Origin of the sequence: Variovorax sp. 3319 (genome assembly GCF_031456585.1) — a bacterium.
Taxonomy (GTDB): domain Bacteria; phylum Pseudomonadota; class Gammaproteobacteria; order Burkholderiales; family Burkholderiaceae_C; genus Variovorax; species Variovorax paradoxus_P.
Genome location: NZ_JAVDUZ010000005.1, coordinates 35,934 through 57,130 on the forward strand (window position 1 = coordinate 35,934; position 21,197 = coordinate 57,130).

General features: G+C 64.1%; 20 protein-coding genes. 10 read left to right on the forward strand and 10 right to left on the reverse strand.

All coding sequences use genetic code 11. The annotated features are described in order from the left end of the window. Positions 1-70 precede the first annotated feature (70 nt). Positions 71-2,338, reverse strand: coding sequence for an RNA polymerase sigma factor RpoD (rpoD, locus tag J2X67_RS11550; protein WP_309953144.1), 2,268 nt, complete (start codon positions 2,336-2,338; stop codon positions 71-73). Here rpoD and J2X67_RS11555 point away from each other — a divergent pair. Further along, the gene (locus J2X67_RS11555; protein ID WP_309953688.1) at positions 2,253-2,507 is read left to right on the forward strand and encodes a hypothetical protein; all 255 of its coding nucleotides are present in this window, start codon (positions 2,253-2,255) and stop codon (positions 2,505-2,507) included. The genes rpoD and J2X67_RS11555 overlap by 86 nt on opposite strands. A gap of 254 nt (positions 2,508-2,761) precedes the next feature. On the opposite strand, the gene dnaG is transcribed toward J2X67_RS11555, so the two are convergent. After that, positions 2,762-4,741 carry a DNA primase gene (gene dnaG, locus J2X67_RS11560; protein ID WP_309953146.1) on the reverse strand — a complete coding sequence of 660 codons (1,980 nt, stop codon included), beginning with the start codon at positions 4,739-4,741 and terminating at the stop codon, positions 2,762-2,764. 95 nt (positions 4,742-4,836) lie between these two features. On the opposite strand from dnaG, the gene J2X67_RS11565 reads away from it, so the two are divergent. Further along, complete coding sequence (locus J2X67_RS11565; RefSeq protein ID WP_281149991.1) at positions 4,837-5,778, forward strand: YihY/virulence factor BrkB family protein; 942 nt, start codon at positions 4,837-4,839, stop codon at positions 5,776-5,778. Here J2X67_RS11565 and J2X67_RS11570 read toward each other — a convergent pair. Both J2X67_RS11570 and J2X67_RS11575 read right to left on the reverse strand, forming a co-directional pair. Continuing rightward, positions 5,726-6,484: a 3-hydroxyacyl-CoA dehydrogenase gene (locus J2X67_RS11570; protein ID WP_309953148.1), complete on the reverse strand. Its 759-nt coding sequence runs from the start codon at positions 6,482-6,484 to the stop codon at positions 5,726-5,728. The genes J2X67_RS11565 and J2X67_RS11570 overlap by 53 nt on opposite strands. 228 nt (positions 6,485-6,712) lie before the next feature. Next, entirely contained in the window at positions 6,713-7,264 is a 552-nt protein-coding gene (locus tag J2X67_RS11575; protein ID WP_126747372.1) for a phasin family protein, read from the reverse strand. Positions 7,265-7,445: 181 nt separating this feature from the next. On the opposite strand from J2X67_RS11575, the gene J2X67_RS11580 reads away from it, so the two are divergent. Continuing rightward, the gene (locus tag J2X67_RS11580) at positions 7,446-8,372 is read left to right on the forward strand and encodes a histone deacetylase (RefSeq protein ID WP_309953150.1); all 927 of its coding nucleotides are present in this window, start codon (positions 7,446-7,448) and stop codon (positions 8,370-8,372) included. Further along, a complete protein-coding gene (locus J2X67_RS11585; RefSeq protein ID WP_309953152.1) occupies positions 8,369-8,812 on the forward strand; it encodes a thioesterase family protein in 444 nt (147 codons plus the stop codon). Before J2X67_RS11580 ends, J2X67_RS11585 begins: the two co-directional genes overlap by 4 nt. Before the next feature lie 71 nt (positions 8,813-8,883). Here J2X67_RS11585 and J2X67_RS11590 read toward each other — a convergent pair whose 3' ends face one another. Together J2X67_RS11590 and J2X67_RS11595 are read right to left on the reverse strand one after the other, a co-directional pair. Continuing rightward, positions 8,884-9,291 (reverse strand): hypothetical protein, encoded by a 408-nt coding sequence (locus tag J2X67_RS11590; protein ID WP_281149994.1) that lies wholly within the window; start codon positions 9,289-9,291, stop codon positions 8,884-8,886. 84 nt (positions 9,292-9,375) lie between these two features. Next, positions 9,376-9,609 carry a CsbD family protein gene (locus tag J2X67_RS11595; protein ID WP_157613120.1) on the reverse strand — a complete coding sequence of 78 codons (234 nt, stop codon included), beginning with the start codon at positions 9,607-9,609 and terminating at the stop codon, positions 9,376-9,378. Positions 9,610-9,784: 175 nt separating this feature from the next. Between J2X67_RS11595 and pncB the strand changes: the two genes are divergently transcribed. Genes pncB through J2X67_RS11620 form a run of 5 tightly spaced genes read left to right on the forward strand, consistent with a single transcriptional unit; the run spans position 9,785 to position 16,018 of the window. Then, a complete protein-coding gene (gene pncB, locus J2X67_RS11600; RefSeq protein WP_309953155.1) occupies positions 9,785-11,005 on the forward strand; it encodes a nicotinate phosphoribosyltransferase in 1,221 nt (406 codons plus the stop codon). 25 nt (positions 11,006-11,030) lie between these two features. Continuing rightward, positions 11,031-12,443, forward strand: a complete 1,413-nt coding sequence (locus tag J2X67_RS11605) for a sodium:proton antiporter (protein ID WP_309953156.1) — start codon at positions 11,031-11,033, stop codon at positions 12,441-12,443. 14 nt (positions 12,444-12,457) lie between these two features. Beyond that, positions 12,458-13,444 (forward strand): D-glycerate dehydrogenase, encoded by a 987-nt coding sequence (locus tag J2X67_RS11610; RefSeq protein ID WP_309953157.1) that lies wholly within the window; start codon positions 12,458-12,460, stop codon positions 13,442-13,444. Between the two features lie 58 nt (positions 13,445-13,502). Further along, a complete protein-coding gene (locus J2X67_RS11615) occupies positions 13,503-14,858 on the forward strand; it encodes a DNA recombination protein RmuC (RefSeq protein ID WP_309953158.1) in 1,356 nt (451 codons plus the stop codon). Next, complete coding sequence (locus J2X67_RS11620) at positions 14,855-16,018, forward strand: MFS transporter (RefSeq protein WP_309953159.1); 1,164 nt, start codon at positions 14,855-14,857, stop codon at positions 16,016-16,018. Before J2X67_RS11615 ends, J2X67_RS11620 begins: the two co-directional genes overlap by 4 nt. Positions 16,019-16,042: 24 nt before the next feature. On the opposite strand, the gene J2X67_RS11625 is transcribed toward J2X67_RS11620, so the two are convergent. The 4 genes from J2X67_RS11625 to earP all read right to left on the reverse strand — a co-directional run bounded on the left by J2X67_RS11625 (position 16,043) and on the right by earP (position 19,661). Next, positions 16,043-16,906, reverse strand: coding sequence for a TIGR00730 family Rossman fold protein (locus tag J2X67_RS11625; protein ID WP_309953160.1), 864 nt, complete (start codon positions 16,904-16,906; stop codon positions 16,043-16,045). A gap of 61 nt (positions 16,907-16,967) precedes the next feature. Further along, entirely contained in the window at positions 16,968-17,747 is a 780-nt protein-coding gene (locus tag J2X67_RS11630; RefSeq protein ID WP_309953161.1) for a crotonase/enoyl-CoA hydratase family protein, read from the reverse strand. Between the two features lie 84 nt (positions 17,748-17,831). Then, complete coding sequence (gene efp, locus J2X67_RS11635) at positions 17,832-18,386, reverse strand: elongation factor P (RefSeq protein WP_012746921.1); 555 nt, start codon at positions 18,384-18,386, stop codon at positions 17,832-17,834. A gap of 177 nt (positions 18,387-18,563) precedes the next feature. Beyond that, positions 18,564-19,661: an elongation factor P maturation arginine rhamnosyltransferase EarP gene (gene earP / locus J2X67_RS11640; RefSeq protein ID WP_309953163.1), complete on the reverse strand. Its 1,098-nt coding sequence runs from the start codon at positions 19,659-19,661 to the stop codon at positions 18,564-18,566. Between the two features lie 89 nt (positions 19,662-19,750). On the opposite strand from earP, the gene J2X67_RS11645 reads away from it, so the two are divergent. Beyond that, positions 19,751-21,196, forward strand: a complete 1,446-nt coding sequence (locus J2X67_RS11645; RefSeq protein WP_309953164.1) for a M20/M25/M40 family metallo-hydrolase — start codon at positions 19,751-19,753, stop codon at positions 21,194-21,196. Position 21,197 lies beyond the last annotated feature (1 nt).

The following is a 21,197-nucleotide window of genomic DNA, read 5'->3' on the forward strand; positions in this document are numbered from 1 at the left end:
TTATCCGAAGGCCAAAAAAGAAAGCGCCCTTGCGGGCGCCTCCTCGTCAGGTAAATACCGGGAGACCGGCTTAGAGCGTATCAATAAAGCTGCGCAGCTTGTCCGAACGCGAAGGATGCTTGAGCTTGCGCAGGGCCTTGGCTTCGATCTGGCGGATGCGCTCGCGGGTCACGTCGAACTGCTTGCCGACTTCTTCCAGCGTGTGGTCCGTGCTCATTTCAATGCCGAAGCGCATGCGCAGCACCTTGGCTTCGCGCGGCGTGAGGCTGTCCAGGATGTCCTTGACCACGTCGCGCAGGCCCGCCTGCATTGCGGCCTCGATGGGGGCCGTGTTGCTGCTGTCTTCGATGAAGTCGCCCAGGTGCGAATCGTCGTCGTCGCCGATGGGGGTTTCCATCGAGATCGGCTCCTTCGCAATCTTCATGATCTTGCGAATCTTGTCTTCCGGGATCTCCATCTTCGCCGCCAGGATGCTGGCGTCCGGCTCGAAGCCGAACTCCTGCAGATGCTGGCGCGAAATGCGGTTCATCTTGTTGATCGTCTCGATCATGTGCACCGGAATGCGGATGGTGCGCGCCTGGTCCGCAATGGAGCGGGTAATGGCCTGGCGGATCCACCACGTGGCGTAGGTCGAGAACTTGTAGCCGCGGCGGTATTCGAACTTGTCGACCGCCTTCATCAGGCCGATGTTGCCTTCCTGGATCAGGTCGAGGAACTGCAGGCCGCGGTTGGTGTACTTCTTGGCGATGGAGATCACGAGGCGCAGGTTGGCCTCGATCATTTCCTTCTTGGCGTCGCGCGAGGACGATTCGCCCTCGTTCATGCGCTTGTTGATTTCCTTCAGCTGCGTGAGCGGCACCACCACGCGCGACTGGATGTCGGTGAGCTTTTGCTGCAGTTCTTGCACCGGCGGAATGTTGCGTGCGAGCACGGCGCTCCAGGGCTTGCCCGAGGCGGCCTGCTTTTCGACCCACTTCAGGTTGAGCAGGTTGGACGGCACGCGGTTGCCGTTCTTGTCGTAGCCGGAGAAGTCGCGAATGAACTCGTCCTGCGGAAAACCGCACTTGTCCACGATGATGCGGCGCAGCTCGCGTTCCTTCTTGCGCACGTCGTCGACCTGCGTGCGAACCAGGTCGCACAGCTTCTCGATGGTCTTGGCCGTGAAGCGGATGGTCATGAGCTCGTCCGACAGGGCCTGCTGCGCCTTCTGGTAGGCCGGCGTGCCATAGCCTTCCTTGTCGTAGATCTTGTGGACCTTCTCGAACATGACGGCAATGCGGTCGAAACGCTCGAGCGCGTCGCGCTTGAGTTCTTCGAGCTTCTTCGTGAGGGCCTTGGAGCCGCCCTTGCCGTCGTCGTCGTCTTCTTCGTCGAATTCGTCGAAGTCTTCCTCGGCCACGTAGTCGTCGGCCTCGTTGGGGTTCGAGAAGCCGTCCACCACGGTGGAGATGACGACCTTGCCTTCACGGATGTCGGCTGCCAGGCGCAGGATTTCTGCAATGGTGGCAGGGGAGGCCGAAATGGCTTCCATCATGGCCATCAGGCCGCCTTCGATGCGCTTGGCGATTTCGATTTCGCCTTCGCGCGTCAAGAGCTCGACCGTGCCCATTTCGCGCATGTACATGCGCACGGGGTCGGTCGTGCGGCCGAATTCGCTGTCCACCGTGGAGAGAGCGGCTTCGGCTTCTTCCTCGGCTTCTTCCACCGTGGTGGCGGTGGGCGCGGTGTTGTTCAGCAGCAGGGTTTCGGCGTCGGGCGTTTGCTCGTACACCGCCACGCCCATGTCGTTGAGCATGGTGACCACGACTTCCATGGTCTCGGCGTCGACCAGCTTGTCGGGCAGGTGGTCGGAGATTTCGCCGTGCGTGAGGTAGCCGCGGGTCTTGCCCAGCGTAATGAGGGTCTTCAGGCGCGAGCGGCGCTTGGCCAGGTCTTCCTCGGAGAGCACGGTCTCGTCGAGGCCGAACTCCTTCATCAAGGCGCGTTCCTTCGCCTTGCTGATCTTCATGCGCAGCGGCTTGACCTTTTCTTCGGTCGTCGTCGCGCTTGCCGGCTCGTCGCCGACCAGATCCTCTTCGATGTCCGACAGGTCGATGTCGCTCTCGGGCGCGTCATTGCCGGCCTTGGGCTTGCGGCCGCGCTTGGCGCCGGTGGCGGGCGCGGCGGCACCGGCGGCCTTGGGCGGGCGGCCGACTTTCTTGGCGGCGGGGGCTGCGGCAACCGTCTTGGCGGCGGTTTTTTTCGGATCGTCGATGGAGGTCGATTTCGTGGGCACGGTTTTCACTTTCGTTGCGGCTGCCGATTTGGACGCGGCGGCACCCGACTTAGTTGCCGGCATAACGCCAGCTTTCAACGGTTTTTCTGCGACAGACTTTGGGGCGACGCCTTTGGCGAGTGAAGGAGCAGGCTTCTTTGAACTGGGCATACGACCTCGTTACAGCAAGATGGACCAAGCGAAATCACTGGCGCACCGCCTCATGGGCAGCGCCGCCACAGCCCGTGCATAAGCACGGACGAGACACAAAGCCCGCGCACAGGCACGGACAAGACAAATGGGAAAGAGGAAGAAATTCCTCGTCAGGCAAGATGTCGGGCGAACATTTGGTGTGCAGTCCTTGCGGTTATTGACCCTTTCCGACGGATGTTTTCCGTTGGAGTGCGTTGCGCTAGGGGTCGGCCCGGAGGTGCTGCTGTCGCTCTTGCCTAATTTCGCCAGTTGCGAAGCCTTACATTATAGCCTATTGCGCAAATTTCAAGCACTTTATGCACCGGAGGGCTTCAGCCGGGTGCGCAATTCGAGCCTCCGCGCTTCCAGCGCCTTGTAGCGCTCCAGGGCCTTCGGGTCTTTGCCCACGGCGGCAATAGCCTCGCTTTGTTGAGCCTTCAGGCGGTCGTCGAGCATGAAATCGAGCACGCTCGAAAGCTCCTTCACGGCATCGGCCAGGTGCTGGTCTTCTTCGCCTTCGGGCACAGGCGCCGCTTCGGACACGCTCATGAGCCGTTCCGCCAGGGGCTCGAAGTCGAGCCCGCGCATGCCTTCCCGGAGCGCCGCCCAGGGCTGCACGCCGTGCTCATGCAGCTGGCTGTCGAGCCAGGTAAAAAGCGCGCCGTGCTGGCCAGGCAGGTCGCAGAGCATCACGTGGAGTTCATGCGACAGCGCTTCCCACTGCGCCATGTTCGATAGCAGCAGCCGCACGGCCACGTCCGGCCGGCTTGGCGGCTTGCCGCGGCCGCGCAGGGGCTCGATGGGAGCCTCGTATTTGCCGCCCCAGCGCTTGCCTTTGGTGAATTTGCCGCGGGGCTTGCTGCTATCGCTTTCGTAGCGGGGCGGCTCGTACTCGGCCGGGGGCGGCATGTCCGAATAGTCGAAGGGGTCGCCCGGCTCGCCGGAATGCCGCGGTGCGGGTGCCGCAGCCGCCTTGCGCGGGCCGGGGGTGGCGGCCCAAAGCTCCGACAGCGCGTTGGCGTCCAGCTGCACCAGCGTGGCAATCTCGCTCAGCATCTGCCGTTTGAGCGCGCCGTCGGGCATGGCGCTCCAGAGCGGCCGTGCGTTGCTGCTCATGTGGGCACGGCCCTCTGCGGTGGTGAGATCGCACCCCTCTCGCGCGGCCTCGACCATGAAGCGCGATAGCGGCGTGGCTTCCTGCACGAAGCGCGCGAATGCGTCCGCGCCGAATTCGCGGATGAAGCTGTCGGGGTCATGCTCGGCCGGCAAAAACAGGAACTTGATGCTGCGCACGTCTGTGGCGTAGGGCAGGGCCCCGTCGAGCGCCTTGCGCGCGGCGCGCCGGCCGGCTGCGTCGCCGTCGAAGCTGAACACCACCGATTCGGTGAACCGGAAGAGCTTTTGCACGTGCTCGGTGGTGCAGGCGGTGCCCAGCGTGGCCACCGCATTCGGAAAGCCGAGCTGCGCCAGGGCGACCACGTCCATGTAGCCCTCGGTCACCAGCGCATAGCCGCGCTCGCGGAAGGCGGCGCGCGCCTCGTACAGGCCGTAGAGCTCGCGGCCCTTGCTGAAGACAGGCGTTTCGGGAGAGTTGAGGTACTTGGGCTTTTCGTCGCCCAGCACCCGCCCGCCAAAGCCGATGCATTCGCCCTTGACGTTGCGGATGGGGAACATCACGCGGTCGCGAAAGCGATCGTAGCGCTTGGCGTCTTCGGCGCCGTCTTCGGTGTTGACGATAACCAGCCCGCTCTCTGCGAGCAGCGGATCGTCGTAGTCCGGGAACACGCTGGCCAGCGCGCGCCAGCCGGCCGGCGCGTAGCCGATGCCGAACTGCTTGGCCACTTCGCCCGAAACGCCGCGGCCCTTCAGGTATTCGATGGCGCCGGGCGCCTGCCGCAGCGCCTTTCGGTAGGCCTCGCCGGCTTTTTCGAGCACGTCGGTCAAGGTGGCCTGTTTCTGGCGCTGGTTCGCGGCGCGGGCGCGCTCGGCCGGCGAGGCGTCGTCCTCGGGCACTTGCAGGCCGTATTGGCCGGCCAGGTCGTGCACCGCCTCGACGAAGCCCATGCCCGCGTGCTCCATGAGAAACCCGATGGCGTTGCCGTGCACACCGCACCCGAAGCAGTGATAGAACTGCTTGGTGGGGCTGACCGAGAACGAGGGCGATTTTTCGCCGTGGAACGGGCACAGGCCCATGAAGTTGGCGCCTGCCTTCTTCAGCTGCACATAGCGCCCGACGATCTCCACCACGTCGGCGCGCGCGATGAGTTCCTGGATGAAAGAAGCGGGGATGGTCATGTAGGCGAAGAGCGGCAAATCATACGCAAGCGGCAGAACGCCCGCGCCCGGGCGGCATACTGCCCGCACCGGATGAACGCCCCGGATTTCCACGCATGAAGACGCCCAAGCCATTGCACCACGTCGCGCCGCTGCTGCGCCACCCCCTCCGATTCGTGTGGGACGCGCTCAAGGCGTTTCGCGCGAACCAGGGCCTGCTGCTCGCGGGTGCGGTGGCGTATTACGCGCTGCTTTCCATCGTGCCGCTGCTGATCGTCAGCGTGATCGCAATGTCGCATGTCATCGAGCAGGCCGAGTTGCTGCGCACCATCGGCCGGTACCTCGAGTGGCTGCTGCCCGGGCAGTCCAAGGCCATTGTCGGGGAGCTGTCGAACTTTCTGGACCACCGGGACGTGATGGGGCCGGTGCTGCTGGTCACGATGATTTTCTTCAGCTCGCTGGCCTTCAGCATCCTTGAAAGCGCCATGGCGGTGATCTTTCATCACCGCAAGGCGGACCACAAGCGCCACTTCCTGGTGTCGGCCGTCATGCCCTACATCTACATCCTTTGCCTGTGCGTGGGGCTGCTGCTGGTCACGCTGGTTTCGGGCGCGCTTCAGCTGGTGGGGCAGGAGAGCGTCGACCTGTTCGGGCGCAACTGGTCGCTTTCGGGCGTATCGGGGCTGCTGCTCTACCTGCTTGGGCTGGGCGGCGAAATCTTCATGCTGACCTCGCTCTACCTGGTGATGCCCGCCGGCCGCATGTCGCTGCGCCACGCGCTGCTGGGCGGCGTGACGGCCGCGCTGCTGTGGGAGGCCACGCGCCACGTGCTGATCTGGTACTTTTCGACGCTTTCGCAGGTGAACGTGGTCTACGGTTCGCTCACCACGGCCATCGTCGTGCTGCTTAGCCTGGAAATTGCCGCGACGCTCGTGCTGCTGGGCGCCCAGGTCATCGCCCAATACGAGCGCCTGGACCGCACCGGCAGCACGGCGGTGCCGCCGCTTACCGGGGCGGAAGTCGAATCGCTCCGTCGAGACGAATCACCTCGCCGTTGAGCATGTCGTTCTCGATGATGTGCTTGGCAAGCTTGGCGTAGTCTTCCGGCGTGCCCAGGCGGGAGGGGAAGGGCACGCTGGCGGCCAGAGCGTCCTGCACTTCTTGCGGCATGCCGAAGAGCATGGGCGTGCCGAAGATGCCGGGGGCAATGGTCATGTTGCGGATGCCGTTGCGGGCCAGGTCGCGCGCAATCGGCAGCGTCATGCCGACCACGCCGCCCTTCGAGGCGCTGTAGGCCGCCTGGCCCATCTGCCCGTCGTAGGCCGCAACCGATGCGGTCGAGATCAGCACGCCCCGCTCGCCAGTGGCTTCGGGCTCGTTCTTGCTCATGGCCTCGGCCGCGAGGCGGATCATGTTGAAGCTGCCGATCAGATTGACCGTAACGGTCTTGCTGAACACCGCCAGCGCGTGCGCGCCGTTTTTGCCCACCGTCTTTTCGGCCGGCGCTATGCCCGCGCAATTGACCAGCCCCACGAGCTTGCCGAGCTTTTGCGCCGCGGCAACCGCCGCCTGGCCGTCGGCCTCCTGGCTCACGTCGCATTTGACGAACGCCCCGCCGATCTCGCGCGCGACGGCTTCGCCCTTTTCAGCCTGCATGTCGGCGATGACCACCTTGCCGCCATTGGCGGCCAGCATGCGCGCCGTGCCTTCGCCAAGGCCAGAAGCGCCACCGGTCACGATAAAAACCTTGCCGTCGATCTGCATTGAGAGTCTCCTGAAATAAGACCTCCATTATCCAAGCCAGAAACACCGAGGAACCGGCTCTGCCGGGCCTCTGTGTTGCCCCCGGTAGGGGGAGGGAGAAGCGACACGAAGTGCGCGCAGCCTGGGGGCGAGCAAAAGTGCTCAAAAAAAAGGCCTCATCCGAAGATGAGGCCCTGAATTGGATCCGTGAGGACCCAAGGAGACAACTGGTGGCGGTCGGCCGGCGGCTTAGCGCTTGCGAGCGGTGGTCGCGGTCTTGGCGGCGGCGACGGCTTGCGACGACACGGCGTTGAAGTTGGCTTCGGCAACGTCCGACGCTTGCTTGACGGCCTTCTGGACCGATTCGAAAGCGTTGTTGGCGGCAGCCACGGCGCTCTTCAGCACGGCAACGGCAGTTTCCGAGCCGGCGGGTGCATTCTTGGAAGCGCTGTCGACCAGGCCGACGAAGGTTTGCTGGGCTTCAGCGGCCTTGGCTTCGAAAGCCTTGGTGAACTCGGCGCCGGTGCCTTGGGCGATGTCATACAGGTGACGGCTGTAGGCGGCGGTCTTTTCGGCCAGGGGCTGGAACAGGCTGGCTTGCAGCGTCAGCAGTTCTTGCGCGTCCTTGACGTTCAGGGCGGCTTGGGCGGTGCCGGCGGCTTCGGCCAGGGCAGCCTTCGAAGCGGTCACGTTCAGTTCGACGAGCTTTTCGACGCCTTCGAAAGCCTTGGTGGTCAGGCCGAACAGGGTTTCGAGGTTTGCTTTTTGGGCGGCGAGGATTTGGTCAGCGGTCAGGGCCATGAAGAATCTCCAGAAAGGATGGTGGTCGGTGTTCACGTTGCGCTGCCCCTCGTCGTCTATGTTGCGGTGCAGCATGGACTCAAGTATAGGCAGCACAGCTTTGCAATCAAGAGGGTTTTGCTGCTTTGCAGCAATTTAGAACACACTTTCTAAATTCGGCCCGCACCCCAGAATGCAGCCCATGCGCGCCTTCTATTCCGGCCAGTTCGTTCTGCCCCTGCCGCCCGGCCACCGCTTTCCGATGTCCCGCTACGCGCTACTGCGCGACCGGCTGCTGGAGCACTTGCCGGGGGTCGAAATGGACCAGGCGCCGCGTGCCACCGACGGCGAACTGGCGCTCGCCCACACCCCCCAGTGGATTGCGGCCATCAGCGACGGAACCGTGAGCCCGCAGGCCATGCGGGAAATCGGCTTTCCCTGGAGCGAGGCGATGGTCGAGCGCTCGCGCCGATCCACCGGGGCGACCATCGCGGCCTGCCGCGCGGCATTCGCGGGTGGGGTGGCCGCCAATATGGCGGGCGGCACGCACCACGCCTATGCCGACAAAGGCGGCGGATTCTGTGTCTTCAACGACGCCGCGGTGGCCGCGCGCCTCATGCAGGCGGAGCATGGCCGCAGCGGCCGGCAGCTGAAGGTTGCCGTTATCGATCTCGACGTGCACCAGGGCAACGGCACGGCAAGCATCTTTCGCAATGATCCAAGCGTTTTCACGCTCTCCATGCACGGGCAGAAGAACTTTCCCTTCCGCAAGGAGGCGAGCGACCTGGACGTTGAACTGCCCGACGGTTGCGGCGATGCCGATTACCTGACCGCACTGGAGCATGCACTGGACGAACTCGACCGGCGCTTTTCGCCCGGGCTGGTGATCTACCTGGCGGGCGCCGATCCCTTCGAGCGCGACCGGCTCGGCCGGCTCAAGCTGAGCTTCGACGGCCTGGAGGCGCGAGACCGGCGGGTGTTCGATTGGGTTTGGCAGCGCCGCATTCCGCTGGCTTTTGCAATGGCCGGCGGCTACGCGACCGACATTGCCGAGACGGTGCAGGTGCAACTCGGCACGTTCAGGGTAGCTTTCGACTACTGGCGCCGCTGGCAAAATGCCGCGCGATGAGCTCCGCCACCAAACCCACGCCGAATTCCCGTAGCGGCTACCGCGCGTTTCGCAGCATTCCCACGCGCTGGGCCGACAACGACATGTACGGCCATGTCAACAACGTCGTCTACTACAGCTGGTTCGACACGGCGGTGAACGCGCTGCTGATCGAGCGCGGCGCGCTCGACATTCACCAGGGCCAGACCGTCGGCTTCGTGGTGGAGACGCAATGCAACTATTTCGCGCCCATCGCCTTTCCGCAAACGGTGGAAGCCGGTATTCGAGTGGCCCAGGTGGGACGCTCGAGCGTCAGGTACGAAATCGCGCTTTTTGCGGAGGGCGCGGAAACCGCGGCCGCGCAGGGCCACTTCGTGCATGTGTATGTCGACCGCGCAACGCAGCGGCCGGTGGCGCTCCCCGATGCGCTGCAGCGCGTAGTCGATTCCTTGAAAGCCTGACGCCATGAAAAACGGCGCCCGAGGGCGCCGTTTTCTCAAAAGCCATGCGGCCCGTCAGGACCGCAATGGTCTTACATCGTCTTCTTCATGGCCTTGATATCGGCCTTGCCCTGAGCTTCGTCGGCCTTTGCCTGCTTCTCGCACGCAGACTTGGCATCGCCCGTCTGGTCGTCGCACTTTTCCTTGGCGACTTCGTACTTGGCCTTCACCTTTTCTTCAGCAACCTTGCGTGCATGCGCGTCGCTTGGCTTGTATTGCTGCTCGAGTTCGGCCTTGGCCACGTTTTCCGTGCCCTTGGCTTCCTTCTGGCAAACGTCCTTCGCGTTGTCCTTCATCGCGTCGCACTGGGCCTTGGCGGACTTGTAGTCGGCTTCGATCTTGTCCTTGGCGGCCTTGTATTCGTCCTTGGTCATTGCACTGGCGTGCGTGGCCATGAAACAGGTCGAGGCGAGTGCGAGCATGAGCAGATGTTTTTTCATTTTGGTGTTCTTTCTTGTTGAAGTTGAAAAGTGAATTGGAAAGGGATCAGGGCGCAGGGCGGCGTTCAGGCCACCCGGCAGGCGTCAGTACTTTTCGTACCAGAGGGTGTCCGGCGTGCGGCCGTCGCGCGACTCCCATTCCTTGACCTGTTTTTCGGCCTCATCGCGGCTGATGCCGTGGCGCTCCTGGATGCGGCCAAGCAACTGATCGCGCTTGCCGGCAATGACGTCGAAGTCGTCGTCGGTCAACTTGCCCCATTGCTCCTTGACCTTGCCCTTGAGCTGTTTCCAGTTGCCTTCGATGGTGTCCTTGTTCATGCGAATCTCCTTCTACAGTTGATTCGGCGGGCTCGTTAGCCGCCGTGAACACAATGTCGCGGGACCGATTCACCCTTGCGGTAGGACGTGCAGTGCAGGCCCCGTAGGCACAAGCCGACGACGCCCGTGATAATCGAACGCACGCCGAAAAGCTTGGGACAACGCGCGCCGCACCATGATCATTCACAGCCTGCTCGACACCGACCTCTACAAGTTCACCATGATGCAGGTCGTCCTGCATCACTTTCCCGGCGCTCAGGTCGAGTACCGGTTCAAGTGCCGCAACCCCGGTGTCGACCTGGCGCAGTTCGCCGGGCAAATCCGCGAAGAAGTGCGAAGCCTCTGCTCGCTGCAGTTCCGGGACGCCGAGCTGGCCTACCTGCGGTCGATGCGTTTCATCAAGAGCGACTTCGTCGACTTCCTGGGCCTGTTCCGGCTCAACGAGAAATACATCAGCATTACGCCGCAGCCTTCGGGCGAGCTCGAAATCCGCATCAAGGGACCGTGGCTGCACACCATCCTGTTCGAGATTCCGGTGCTGGCAATCGTGAACGAGGTCTACTTTCGCAACACGCAGAAGAAGCCCGACCTCGACGAAGGCCGAAGGCGCCTGGAAACCAAGATCGGGCAGCTGCAGGACGCCGGCCTTGCCGACCTCAAGATTGCCGACTACGGCACCCGCCGCCGCTTCTCGAAGGACTGGCATGAAGAGGTGCTGCGCACCCTCACTGCAAGGCTCGGCGCCGTGACCTCGCCGCCGGCGCAGGCCAGGCCCGCCGCCCGGCTGCCACAGCTTGCGGGTACCAGCAACGTGCTCTACGCCATGAAGCTCGGCCTGATTCCGCTCGGCACCATGGCCCACGAATACCTGCAGGCCTGCCAGGGGCTCGGCCCGCGCCTGCGCGACAGCCAGATCTTCGGCTTTGAAAACTGGGCGCGCGAGTACCGCGGCGACCTCGGCATTGCGCTGTCGGACGTCTACGGCATGAGCGCCTTCCTGCGCGACTTCGACCTGTACTTCTGCAAGCTCTTCGACGGCGCACGCCACGACAGCGGAGACCCCTTCCAGTGGGGGGAGCGCATGCTGGCGCACTATGCCGCCAACCGTGTCGACCCGCTCACCAAGACGCTGATCTTCAGCGACAGCCTCACCGTGCCGCGCACCATCGAGCTGTACCAGCAGTTCCGCGGCCGTTGCCAGCTGGCCTTCGGTATTGGAACCAACCTCACCAACGACCTCGGCTACGAGCCGCTGCAGATCGTCATCAAGATGATCAATTGCAACGGCCAGCCGGTGGCCAAGCTGTCGGATACGCCGTCCAAGAACATGTGCGAGGACGAAAAATACCTGGCCTACCTGCGCCAGGTGTTCGAGATCGAGCAGCCGCCGGCCTGACTCTCGTCTGGTACGGTACGGCCCCATGAAAAAAACAGTTCGCCTGGCGGCAGCCGCAGTGCTGCCGATGATGTTTCCCGCGCTTGCCATGGCTGCCGAGCTCGACGGCAGCAAGCTGTCTGCACTTTGGGGCGTTCCGTTTGCGGGCATTCTCCTGTCGATTGCGCTGATGCCGCTGCTCGCGCCCGGGTTCTGGCATCACCACTACGGCAAGGTATCCGCCGCCTGGGCGCTGGCCTTCCTGTTGCCCTTTGCAGCCGTTCATGGCGCACCGCTCGCCGGGGGGCAGCTGGTGCATGCCCTGGTGGAGGAATACATCCCATTCATCATCCTGCTCACTGCGTTGTTCACGGTGGCGGGCGGCATTCATATTCGCGGCAATCTGCATGGGGCGCCGGGGCTCAATACGGCCATTCTTGCCATTGGCGCGGTGCTTGCGAGCTTCATGGGAACCACGGGCGCCTCGATGCTGCTCATACGGCCCTTGATTCGCGCCAACGACAACCGCGTGAGCAAGGCGCACGTGGTGGTGTTCTTCATTTTCATCGTGTCGAATGCGGGCGGCTCGCTCACGCCGCTGGGCGATCCGCCGCTGTTCCTCGGCTTCCTGAAGGGCGTCGACTTTTTCTGGACGGCGAAAAACATCTTTCCCGAAACACTGTTTCTCGTCGGCACGTTGCTCGCGCTCTTCTACGTGATCGACCGCCATCACTACCGAAAGGAGGGCGTGCTTCCGGTCGACCCCACACCGGACACCCGGCGTATCGGTTTCGACGGTGCGGCCAATTTCTGGCTGCTGGGCGGCATCATCTTCTTCGTGCTGCTCTCGGGCGTCTGGAAATCGTCCGTGAGCTTCGATGTGTTCGGCACGCAGGTCGGCCTGCCGGGGCTCGTGCGCGACATCGGCCTCATCGCCATCACGCTGCTCTCGTTCAAGACGACCCCGGCCAAGGTGCACGCCGACAACCAGTTCGAATGGGGCCCGATGGCCGAGGTTGCCAAGCTGTTCGCGGGTATTTTCCTGACCATCATTCCGGTGATTGCCATGCTCAAGGCTGGCGCGCACGGCCCCTTTGCGGCGGTAATAGCGGCTGTGACAAGGCCCGACGGGCAGCCCGATCCGGCCATGTATTTCTGGGCATCGGGCATCCTGAGCTCTTTCCTCGATAACGCGCCGACCTACCTGGTGTTCTTCAACACCGCAGGCGGCGACCCGGCCGCGCTCATGACCACCTACGCCACCACGCTGGCCGCCATTTCGGCCGGCTCCGTGTTCATGGGCGCCAACAGCTACATCGGCAACGCGCCCAACCTCATGGTCAAGGCCATCGCCGAGAGCCGTGGTGTGCCCATGCCCAGCTTCTTCGGCTACATGGCATGGTCGGTGGCCGTGCTGATTCCGCTGTTCGTTCTCTCCACCTTCATCTTCTTCCGCTAGGCGCAGACATCATCATGAGCAAGCCCAAGATCCTGGTCGCACGCGCGATCTTTCCCGAAACCATCGAACGCCTTTCCCAGCACTTCGAAGTCGAGTCGAACCAGTCCGACGAGAGCTGGAGCAAAGAGCAGCTGATCGACAGGCTCAAGGGTAAAGAGGGCGCCTTCACCACCGGCAGCGAGCGCATCGACACCGCCGTGCTCGACGCCTGCCCCGACCTGAAAATTTGCGCCAACATGGCCGTGGGCTACAACAACTTCGACGTCGACGCGATGGCAGCGCACGGCGTGCTGGGCACCAACGCACCCGACGTGCTCACCGAAACCACCGCCGACTTCGGCTTTGCGCTCTTGATGGCCACGGCCCGCCGCATTACCGAAAGCGAGCACTTTCTGCGCGCGGGCAAGTGGCAGAAGTGGAGCTTCGACATGTTCGCCGGCTCCGACATCCATGGCTCCACGCTCGGCATCATCGGCATGGGCCGTATCGGGCAGGGCATTGCCAAGCGCGGTGCGCACGGCTTTGGCATGAAGGTGGTCTATCACAACCGCTCGCGGCTGGAGGCGTCCCTCGAGGCCGAGTGCAAGGCCAGCTATGTCAGCAAGGAAGAGCTTCTCAAGACGGCCGATCATGTGGTGCTGGTGGTGCCTTATTCGCCGGCTTCGCACCACACCATCGGCGCTGCCGAAATTGCGCTCATGAAGCCGACCGCCACGCTGGTGAACATTGCGCGGGGCGGCATCGTCGACGACGCGGCGCTGGCGGTGGCGCTGCGCGAAAAGCGCATTGCGGCAGCGGGGCTCGATGTGTTCGAAGGCGAGCCCAAGGTCCACCCCGATCTGCTGACGGTGCCTAACGTGGTGCTCACGCCGCACATTGCGAGCGCCACCGTGCCCACGCGCCGCGCCATGGCCGAGCTTGCAGCCGACAACCTCATCGCATGGTTCAGCGGCAAGGGGCCCCTGACGCCCGTCACGCCCGTTCCTGCCGCCCGCACGTAACCACTACGGCAAGCATTACAGCAAGGCAACGCAGCGTTCGATTTTGCAATCCACCGACTTGATTCTTCTTCTGTTGGCTGCATTCGCCCTGGTGCAGCTCGTGCTGGTGATCTGGCTGCTTGCACGCCGCCAGCCAAAGCCCGACCACAGCGAGATGCTCGCCGTGCTGGCCACCATGGGCGCGGCCAACGAGCGCACCGAGCGTGAGCTGCGCCACGAAATCGGCGAGAGCTCGCGCGGCGCGCGGCAGGAAACCGCGCAAGCCTTTGCCACCTTTCAGCAGGCACTGGTGCAGCAGGGCGCCGAGGCCACGCGCACGCAAAACGCGCAGCTCGATGCGTTTTCGCTGCAGCTGGCGTCCTTGCAGAAGAGCCTGGCCGACACGCTCAACACCCAGCTGCACGAGTTGAGCGAATCGAACGCGCGCCGCCTTGCAGAGGTGCGCGAAACCATGGAAGCGCAGCTGGCCCAGCTGCAGCAAACCAACACCGCCAAGCTCGACGAGATGCGCAAGACCGTCGACGAAAAGCTGCAGAGCACGCTCGAGGCGCGTTTGGGCGAGAGCTTCAAGCAGGTGGCCGACCGGCTGGAGCAGGTGCACAAGGGCCTTGGCGAAATGCAGACGCTGGCCGTCGGCGTGGGCAGCCTGCAGCGCGTGTTGACCAACGTGAAGACGCGCGGCGTTTTCGGTGAAGTGCAGCTCGAGGCGCTGCTCGAACAGGTGCTTACCGCAGACCAGTACGCCAAGCAGATCGAGACCAAGCCGCGCAGCGGCCAGCGGGTCGACTTTGCCATTCGCTTTCCGGGTCGGGGCGACGACGGTGCCGCGGTGTGGCTGCCGATCGACGCCAAGTTTCCGCGCGACGACTACGAGCGCCTCATCGATGCGCATGAGCGCGCCGACGCGGCCGGTGCCGAGCTTGCGGCCAAGGCGCTCGAGGCGCGCATCCGCAGCGAGGCGCGCTCGATTGCGGAGAACTACCTTGCCGCGCCGCACACCACCGATTTCGCCATCCTGTTCCTGCCGGTCGAAAGCCTTTACGCCGAGGTGCTTCGCCGTCCGGGCCTGATGGATGCCATCCAGCGGCAGCATCGCGTGACGCTGGCCGGCCCGACCACATTGCTGGCCATGCTCAACAGCTTGCATATGGGCTTTCGCACGCTGGCACTGGAGCAGCAGGCTTCTGAAGTGTGGAAGGTGCTGGGCGCGGTCAAGACCGAGTTCGAGCGCTATGGAGAGTGGGTGTCGCGCATCAAGGAGCAAGTGGCCAAGGCCTCCGACACGCTCGACAAGGCCGACACGCGCGCCAAGCAGATGCGCCTCGCACTGCGCAAGGTAGAGGCGCTGCCCGAGGCCCAGTCGCAGGTACTGCTGCCCCCCACGGCCGACACCGAGGGCGACGACATCCCGTGAAAGGTTCTGAACTGCTGCGCGTGATCGGGGCCCAGGTGTGCCTGCACGCCACCATGGCCGGCATGCGGCTCGCAACGCCGCTCCTGGCGCTCCAGCAGGGGTACAGCGCCGCAGCTGTCGGCGTGCTGATTGCGCTGTTCGCTCTTACGCAGGTCTTCCTAGCGCTGCCGGCGGGGCGCTTCGCCGACCGGCACGGCTTCAAGCGGCCGCTGTGGCTGTCGGTGCTGGCGGCGTCTGCCGGTGCGGGGCTCGCAGTGGTCTTTCCGACCTTCCCGGTGATGTGCCTCGCCGCCCTGTTGACGGGCGGCGCCACCGGTGCAACGGTCATCGCGCTGCAGCGCCATGTGGGCCGCTCGGCCACCAACGCTACACAACTCAAGCGCGTGTTCAGCTGGCTCGCAATTGCGCCCGCGGTCGCCAATTTTGTCGGTCCGTTCCTCGCCGGCCTGCTGATCGACCATGCCGGCCGGGCACCCGCGGACATGCTGGCGTTTCGGGTCTGCTTTGCCGCAATGGCTGTGCTGCCCATCATCTGCTGGCTGCTTGCACGCGGTGCGTATGAGCCGCCGCGCACTGCGCCTGCGGCAGGGGCAACGCCAACGCGAGCCTGGGATCTGCTGCGCGAGCCGATGTTCCGGCGCCTGCTGTTCGTGAACTGGCTGCAGTCGTCGAGCTGGGACGTGCATGCCTTCGTGCTGCCCGTGCTGGGGCACGACCGTGGCATCAGCGCATCGGTCATCGGCTCCATTCTTGGCGCCTTTGCCATTGCGGCCGCCGCCATCCGGGTCGTGCTGCCCCTCATCGCCTCGCGCGCTTCAGAACGCAGCGTGATCCTCAGTTCGACCCTCGTCACGGCGGCGGTGTTCGCGGTCTACCCGCTGCTCGACTCGGCATTGACCATGGGCTTGTGCTCCGTGGTGCTGGGGTTTGCGCTGGGGGCGGTGCAGCCAATGGTGATGAGCATGCTTCACCAGATCACGCCGCATGAGCGGCACGGTGAGGCGCTGGGCCTGCGGCTCATGACCATCAATGCCTCGAGCGTGGCCATGCCAATGCTGTTCGGATCGATAGGTGCGCTGATTGGCATTGCCGGCGTCTTCTGGGTGGTCGGCGGCGTTGTCGTGCTGGGCGCCCGCGCGACCTGGGGCTTGAAAGTCTGACAGTGCCCGGCGTGCCTGCAGCGACTAAAGCTTGTAGAAGCGCTTGATTGCGTCCCACGCGTCTTCGGGCGCGTCGACGTATTCGAAGAGCTTCACGTCCGTTGGCGAGATCACGCCTTCGTCGACCAGAAAGTCGAAGTCGATCAGCTTCTTCCAGTAGGCCGAGCCGAACAGCACGATCGGCACCGGCTTCGACTTCTTGGTCTGCACCAGCGTAATCACTTCGAACAGCTCGTCGAGCGTGCCAAAGCCGCCCGGAAAGGCCACCAGCGCCTTTGCACGCATCATGAAGTGCATCTTGCGGATGGCGAAGTAATGAAACTTGAAGCTCAGCGCCGGCGTGACGTACGGGTTGGCTTCTTCTTCCATTGGCAGCGCAATGGCAAGGCCGACGGAAATGCCGCCGCCTTCGTGCGCGCCGCGGTTGGCCGCCTGCATGATGCCGGGGCCGCCGCCGGTGCAGACGAACAGCTTGTCTTCGGGCTCCTTGCCCTCGCTGTATTGCGCAACCAGCTTGCCGAAGGCGCGGGCCTTCTCGTAGTAGTGCGAACTGCGCGCGAGGCGACGCCAGCGCTCGGCCGCGACGGCATCGCCACTGGCTTCGGCCTGCGCGACCAGCGCCGCGGCTTCTTCTTCGCTGCGAAAGCGGGCACTGCCAAAGACCACCACGGTGTTTTCGATGCCGTGGGCGCGCTGTTCCAGGTCGGGCTTCATCAGTTCGAGCTGCATGCGAATGCCGCGGGTTTCGCGGCGCAGCAGGAACTCGGGGTCGGCGAAAGCGATGCGCGAAGGGTCGGGATCGAGCGGAAGGCCTTTTTCCGAGTGCGTCTTGAGCGTGGCCCAGGCATCGGCAAGGCGTTTGTCGTGAAGGTCGTGCGTGTTGTTCATGAAGGAATCAGACAGGAAGACTTGTGGATTGTGCAGCCTTGCAACCGGCGTGCCCGCCGGTTCAGAAAGTGCCGTGCCGCCCCGCGCCCTGAACAAAGCGCTCGGCGCCGGCGGCGCCTTCGGCCGCGACGATCGGAACGCCCAGGCGCCCTTCCTGTTGCAGTGCCTCGGGCAGCGGCAGATTCCACTGTGCATAGGCGGAATGGCGGTCCGCCAGCATGCACTGCTGCGGAAAGGCGGCAATCTCGCGTGCGAGGGCTTGGGCGGTTTCGCGGGCCTTGCCGCTGGGCACCAGCCGGTTCACCAATCCCATTGCAAAGGCCTCCTGGGCGCTCACCGGCCGTCCGGTCAGGATGAGATCGAGCGCGCGGCCCATGCCGACGATGCGCGGCAGGCGCACGGTACCACCGTCGATCAGCGGCACGCCCCAGCGGCGGCAGAAAACGCCCAGCACCGCGTCTTCCTCGGCCACCCGAAGATCGGCCAGTAGCGCGAGCTCCAGGCCGCCGGCCACCGCATGGCCGCTGATGGCAGCGATGAGCGGCTTGCGCAGAGCCATGCGGGTCGGGCCCATGGGGGCGGCGGCGCCGCCGTCGGGGTCGAGCTCGTTGCGCCGGGCAGGGTCGTTGACAGCGCCAAGGTCGGCGCCCGCGCAGAAGGTGCCGTGCTCGCCCCACAGCACGGCCACGCGTTGGCTTTCGTCGGCTTCGAAGTGCTCGAAGGCGGCGTGCAGCGCGTCGGCCATGGGCCGGTCCACGGCGTTGCGCTGCTTCGGGCGGTTCATGACGATGGTGCTGACCGGTCCATCGATTTCGGTGCGGACGCTGGCGGACATGTTCATGAGGGCCAAGGGTACGCCCATCAACGAAAAAAGGCTCCTTTCGGAGCCTTTGTCGGGTTGGCGGTTCAGCCAGCCAGCAAGCGGTTAGACGCGCTTGCGGTATTCGCCGGTGCGGGTGTCGATTTCGATCTTGTCGCCTTGCGAAACGAAGAGCGGAACCGGCACTTCGAAGCCGGTTGCGATCTTGGCGGGCTTGAGCACCTTGCCCGAGGTGTCGCCCTTGACGGCCGGCTCGGTCCAGGTGATTTCGCGCTCGACGCTGGTCGGCAGTTCGACTGAAATGGCCTTGCCGTCGTAGAACACCACTTCGACCGGCATGCCGTCTTCGAGGTAGTTGAGGGCGTCGCCCATGTTCTCGGCTTCGACTTCGTACTGGTTGTACTCGGTGTCCATGCAGACGTACATCGGGTCGGCAAAGTAGGAGTAGGTGCACTCCTTCTTGTCGAGCACGATCTGGTCGATCTTGTCGTCGGCCTTGAAGACCACTTCGGTGTTGAAGTTGGCAATCAGGCTCTTGAGCTTCATGCGAACGGTGGCGGAGTTGCGGCCGCCGCGGCTGTATTCGGTCTTGAGGACGACCATCGGGTCCTTGCCGTGCATGATGACGTTGCCGGCGCGGATTTCTTGAGCGATTTTCATATCAGGTTCTCTGGATGTTGGCCGCTCGGTGCACGGGGCCATGGGCGACGTTTGCAATGTTGCGATGCAACGTCTTGCCGGCGTTCTTGGCCCCGCGGTACATGTCCCGCGGCAGGTTTGGCGGACAGCATCTCGGATCTGTGTAAATCCGGGCCGAAATCCGCAAAGCCCACTATTTTAGCTTTTTCCGGCGACCAGATGCCGCAGTTGCGTCACCAAGTCCTCTTGTGCGCATAGCTTTTGGCGGGCGCCCAGCACCGTTTCATGCCATGGGCCCAGGGTTTCGAGAGGGGGCAGGGGGCCGTCGCCAAAGCCGTTCCAGGCGTGGTGAAACTGCCGAAGCGAAGGCGGAGCGCCAAGCCAGTCCAGCCACGCGCCGAGCTTTACATGGTGTGCGTCGTCGTCCTGCGGGTAAATCTGCCAGACCAGCGGCGCGCCGGCCCAAAGGGCGCGCACCAGCGAATCTTCGCCGCGCACAAAGTTGAGGTCGCAGGCCCATAAAAGATGGTCGAAATCGGGCTGCGTAAGGTAAGGCAGATATGAAATTGATAGCGCTCCGCAGCCCGAAAGCCCGCGGTCGAGCCGTTGCCGGGCTGAAAAGAACGCCTTGACCGCATGTGCCGCCCGGCCCGCGGTGACCAGGAGCCGGGTGGGTTGCGAATCCGCCGCCAGTTGTTCGAGCAGGCTCGCCAGTGCCGGAGGCTCGTAGCAGAAGAGCGAAACGAGGCGCTCGCCCCCGGACCAGGGGATTTCCTTTGCTGCCAGCCATTGCGCACGATCGAAATGCGCCCGCCGTTCCAGCAGGCCGGGCTCCCGCAACAGCCCTCCGGTGGCGGGCGTGAAGCCTGGGTAGAAAAAGCGTTTGGTCAGCCCTGCGCCCGGCCCCTTGAATACCGGCGAAGGCAGCCCGTGCAGCCGTTCCACATAGGGCTCCGCCGACAGGTATTCGAGATTGATCCATGCTCCTCCCGGCCCGCCTGCCGTTTGCGGCTCGGCGAAGCGGGCGATCAATTCAGGTGCCGGTTCGCAGCCGAAGGCTTCGATCAGCACGTCGGGCGGCGGGGCTGCGGCCGCCTGCTGGATCGCGGCCGGATCGAGCCAGTCGACCACGCTCACACCCTCGCATCCGGTGGGGGCCATCCAATGCAGGGCAGTCGCATCGTCGATCCATAGCCGCACGCGCTCACCGAGCCCGGCCAATTGGCTGGCCAGCCGCCAGCACACGCCAAGGTCGCCGTGGTTGTCGATGACCTTGCAGAAGATGTCCCATTGCATGGCGCCAGTGTGCCTGTCTTCGGCGCGCCAGGGCGGCGGTGTCTGCTTGGTATGCTGGCCGGCACCACAACACCCTGGAGCGAGAAACCATGCGCATGAAGACCCGTTGTTCGCCGCTTTTTCCTGGTGCCTTTCGTGCAGCGAGAAGCGTGCTTGCGCTTTCGCTGGCCCTGGGCGGGCTGGCCGGCGCTTCGGCGCAAACGAGCCCGTCGCTCGCGCCGCAGCAGCAACGCTTTCATGACATCTACAAGGAGTTGATCGAGATCAACACCAGCCATTCGGTGGGCGACAACACGCTGGCGGCGCGCGCGATGGAAAAGCGGCTGGTCGAGTCCGGATTTGCGGCGGGCGATATCCAGATATTCGAGCCGTTCCCGAAGAAGGGCAACCTGGTGCTGCGTTTCAAGGGCAACGGCAGCAAGAAGCCGTTGCTGCTGCTGGCCCATATCGACGTGGTCGAGGCCAGGCGCGAGGACTGGAAGACCGACCCGTTCAAGCTGCAGGAAACGGGCGGCTACTTCACGGCACGAGGTTCCATCGACGACAAGGCCATGGCGTCTGCGCTGGTGTCGGTGCTGGGGCAGCTCAAGCAGGAAGGCTTCAAGCCGAGCCGGGACATCATCCTGGCGCTGACAGCCGACGAAGAACGCGGCGACGCGCTCAGCAACGGCGCCTTCTGGCTCATCAACAACAAGCCCGAACTGCTGCAGGCGGAATTCGGCATCAACGAAGGCGGTGGCGGTGAGCTGCGCGGCGGCAAGCCCAACCTGCACCGCATGCAGGTGGCCGAGAAGATGTACACCACCTACATGGTCGAGGCGCGCGACGTGGGCGGCCATAGTTCGGTGCCGACAAAGAGCAATCCGATCTACGCGCTTTCCGCAGGACTCGAGCGGCTCGGAAACTACGCGTTCCCGGTCAAGCTGGCCGACGTCACCAAAACCTACTTCGCACGCAGCGCACCGTTTGCCACAGGCCAGCTGGCCGACGACATGCGCGCCATTGGCGGCGGCAACCCCGATGCCGCTGTGATCGAGCGGCTTTCCGCCAACCCGGCCTACAACGCGCAGTTGCGCACCACCTGCGTGGCAACGATGGTGCAGGCGGGACATGCCGAAAACGCACTGCCGCAATCGGCCAAGGCCACGGTCAACTGCCGCATCCTGCCGCACGACGATCCCGAGGAAATCGAGCGGCTGCTGACCCAGGCCATCGGCAACGACAAGATCGTGGTGCGCAACCTCGGCAAGCCATTGCGCAGCCCCGCATCGCCGCTGAACGGCGACCTTGTGAAGACGGTTGAATCGGTGACGCAGGCCATGTGGCCCGGCGTTCCCGTGGTGCCTGCAATGAGCACGGGCGCCACCGACAGCCGCTTCATGCGCAATGCCGGCATTCCGATGTACGGCGTGACGGGCATGTTTCTCGACCCGGCCGACGCGCGCGCCCACGGCTTGGACGAGCGCATCGAGATCCAGCGGCTGTACGACGGCCGCGAGTTCCTGTACCGGCTGGTGAGCGAACTCGCGAAATAAT

Excerpts from the sequence above, each read along its gene's own strand:
- J2X67_RS11555 (WP_309953688.1), top strand. The coding sequence starts at position 2,253 with ATGGAGGTCGATTTCGTGGGCACGGTTTTCACTTTCGTTGCGGCTGCC.
- rpoD (WP_309953144.1), bottom strand. The coding sequence starts at position 2,338 with ATGCCGGCAACTAAGTCGGGTGCCGCCGCGTCCAAATCGGCAGCCGCA.
- dnaG (WP_309953146.1), bottom strand. The coding sequence starts at position 4,741 with ATGACCATCCCCGCTTCTTTCATCCAGGAACTCATCGCGCGCGCCGAC.
- J2X67_RS11565 (WP_281149991.1), top strand. The coding sequence starts at position 4,837 with ATGAAGACGCCCAAGCCATTGCACCACGTCGCGCCGCTGCTGCGCCAC.
- J2X67_RS11570 (WP_309953148.1), bottom strand. The coding sequence starts at position 6,484 with ATGCAGATCGACGGCAAGGTTTTTATCGTGACCGGTGGCGCTTCTGGC.
- J2X67_RS11575 (WP_126747372.1), bottom strand. The coding sequence starts at position 7,264 with ATGGCCCTGACCGCTGACCAAATCCTCGCCGCCCAAAAAGCAAACCTC.
- J2X67_RS11580 (WP_309953150.1), top strand. The coding sequence starts at position 7,446 with ATGCGCGCCTTCTATTCCGGCCAGTTCGTTCTGCCCCTGCCGCCCGGC.
- J2X67_RS11585 (WP_309953152.1), top strand. The coding sequence starts at position 8,369 with ATGAGCTCCGCCACCAAACCCACGCCGAATTCCCGTAGCGGCTACCGC.
- J2X67_RS11590 (WP_281149994.1), bottom strand. The coding sequence starts at position 9,291 with ATGAAAAAACATCTGCTCATGCTCGCACTCGCCTCGACCTGTTTCATG.
- J2X67_RS11595 (WP_157613120.1), bottom strand. The coding sequence starts at position 9,609 with ATGAACAAGGACACCATCGAAGGCAACTGGAAACAGCTCAAGGGCAAG.
- pncB (WP_309953155.1), top strand. The coding sequence starts at position 9,785 with ATGATCATTCACAGCCTGCTCGACACCGACCTCTACAAGTTCACCATG.
- J2X67_RS11605 (WP_309953156.1), top strand. The coding sequence starts at position 11,031 with ATGAAAAAAACAGTTCGCCTGGCGGCAGCCGCAGTGCTGCCGATGATG.
- J2X67_RS11610 (WP_309953157.1), top strand. The coding sequence starts at position 12,458 with ATGAGCAAGCCCAAGATCCTGGTCGCACGCGCGATCTTTCCCGAAACC.
- J2X67_RS11625 (WP_309953160.1), bottom strand. The coding sequence starts at position 16,906 with ATGAACAACACGCACGACCTTCACGACAAACGCCTTGCCGATGCCTGG.
- J2X67_RS11630 (WP_309953161.1), bottom strand. The coding sequence starts at position 17,747 with ATGAACATGTCCGCCAGCGTCCGCACCGAAATCGATGGACCGGTCAGC.
- efp (WP_012746921.1), bottom strand. The coding sequence starts at position 18,386 with ATGAAAATCGCTCAAGAAATCCGCGCCGGCAACGTCATCATGCACGGC.
- earP (WP_309953163.1), bottom strand. The coding sequence starts at position 19,661 with ATGCAATGGGACATCTTCTGCAAGGTCATCGACAACCACGGCGACCTT.
- J2X67_RS11645 (WP_309953164.1), top strand. The coding sequence starts at position 19,751 with ATGCGCATGAAGACCCGTTGTTCGCCGCTTTTTCCTGGTGCCTTTCGT.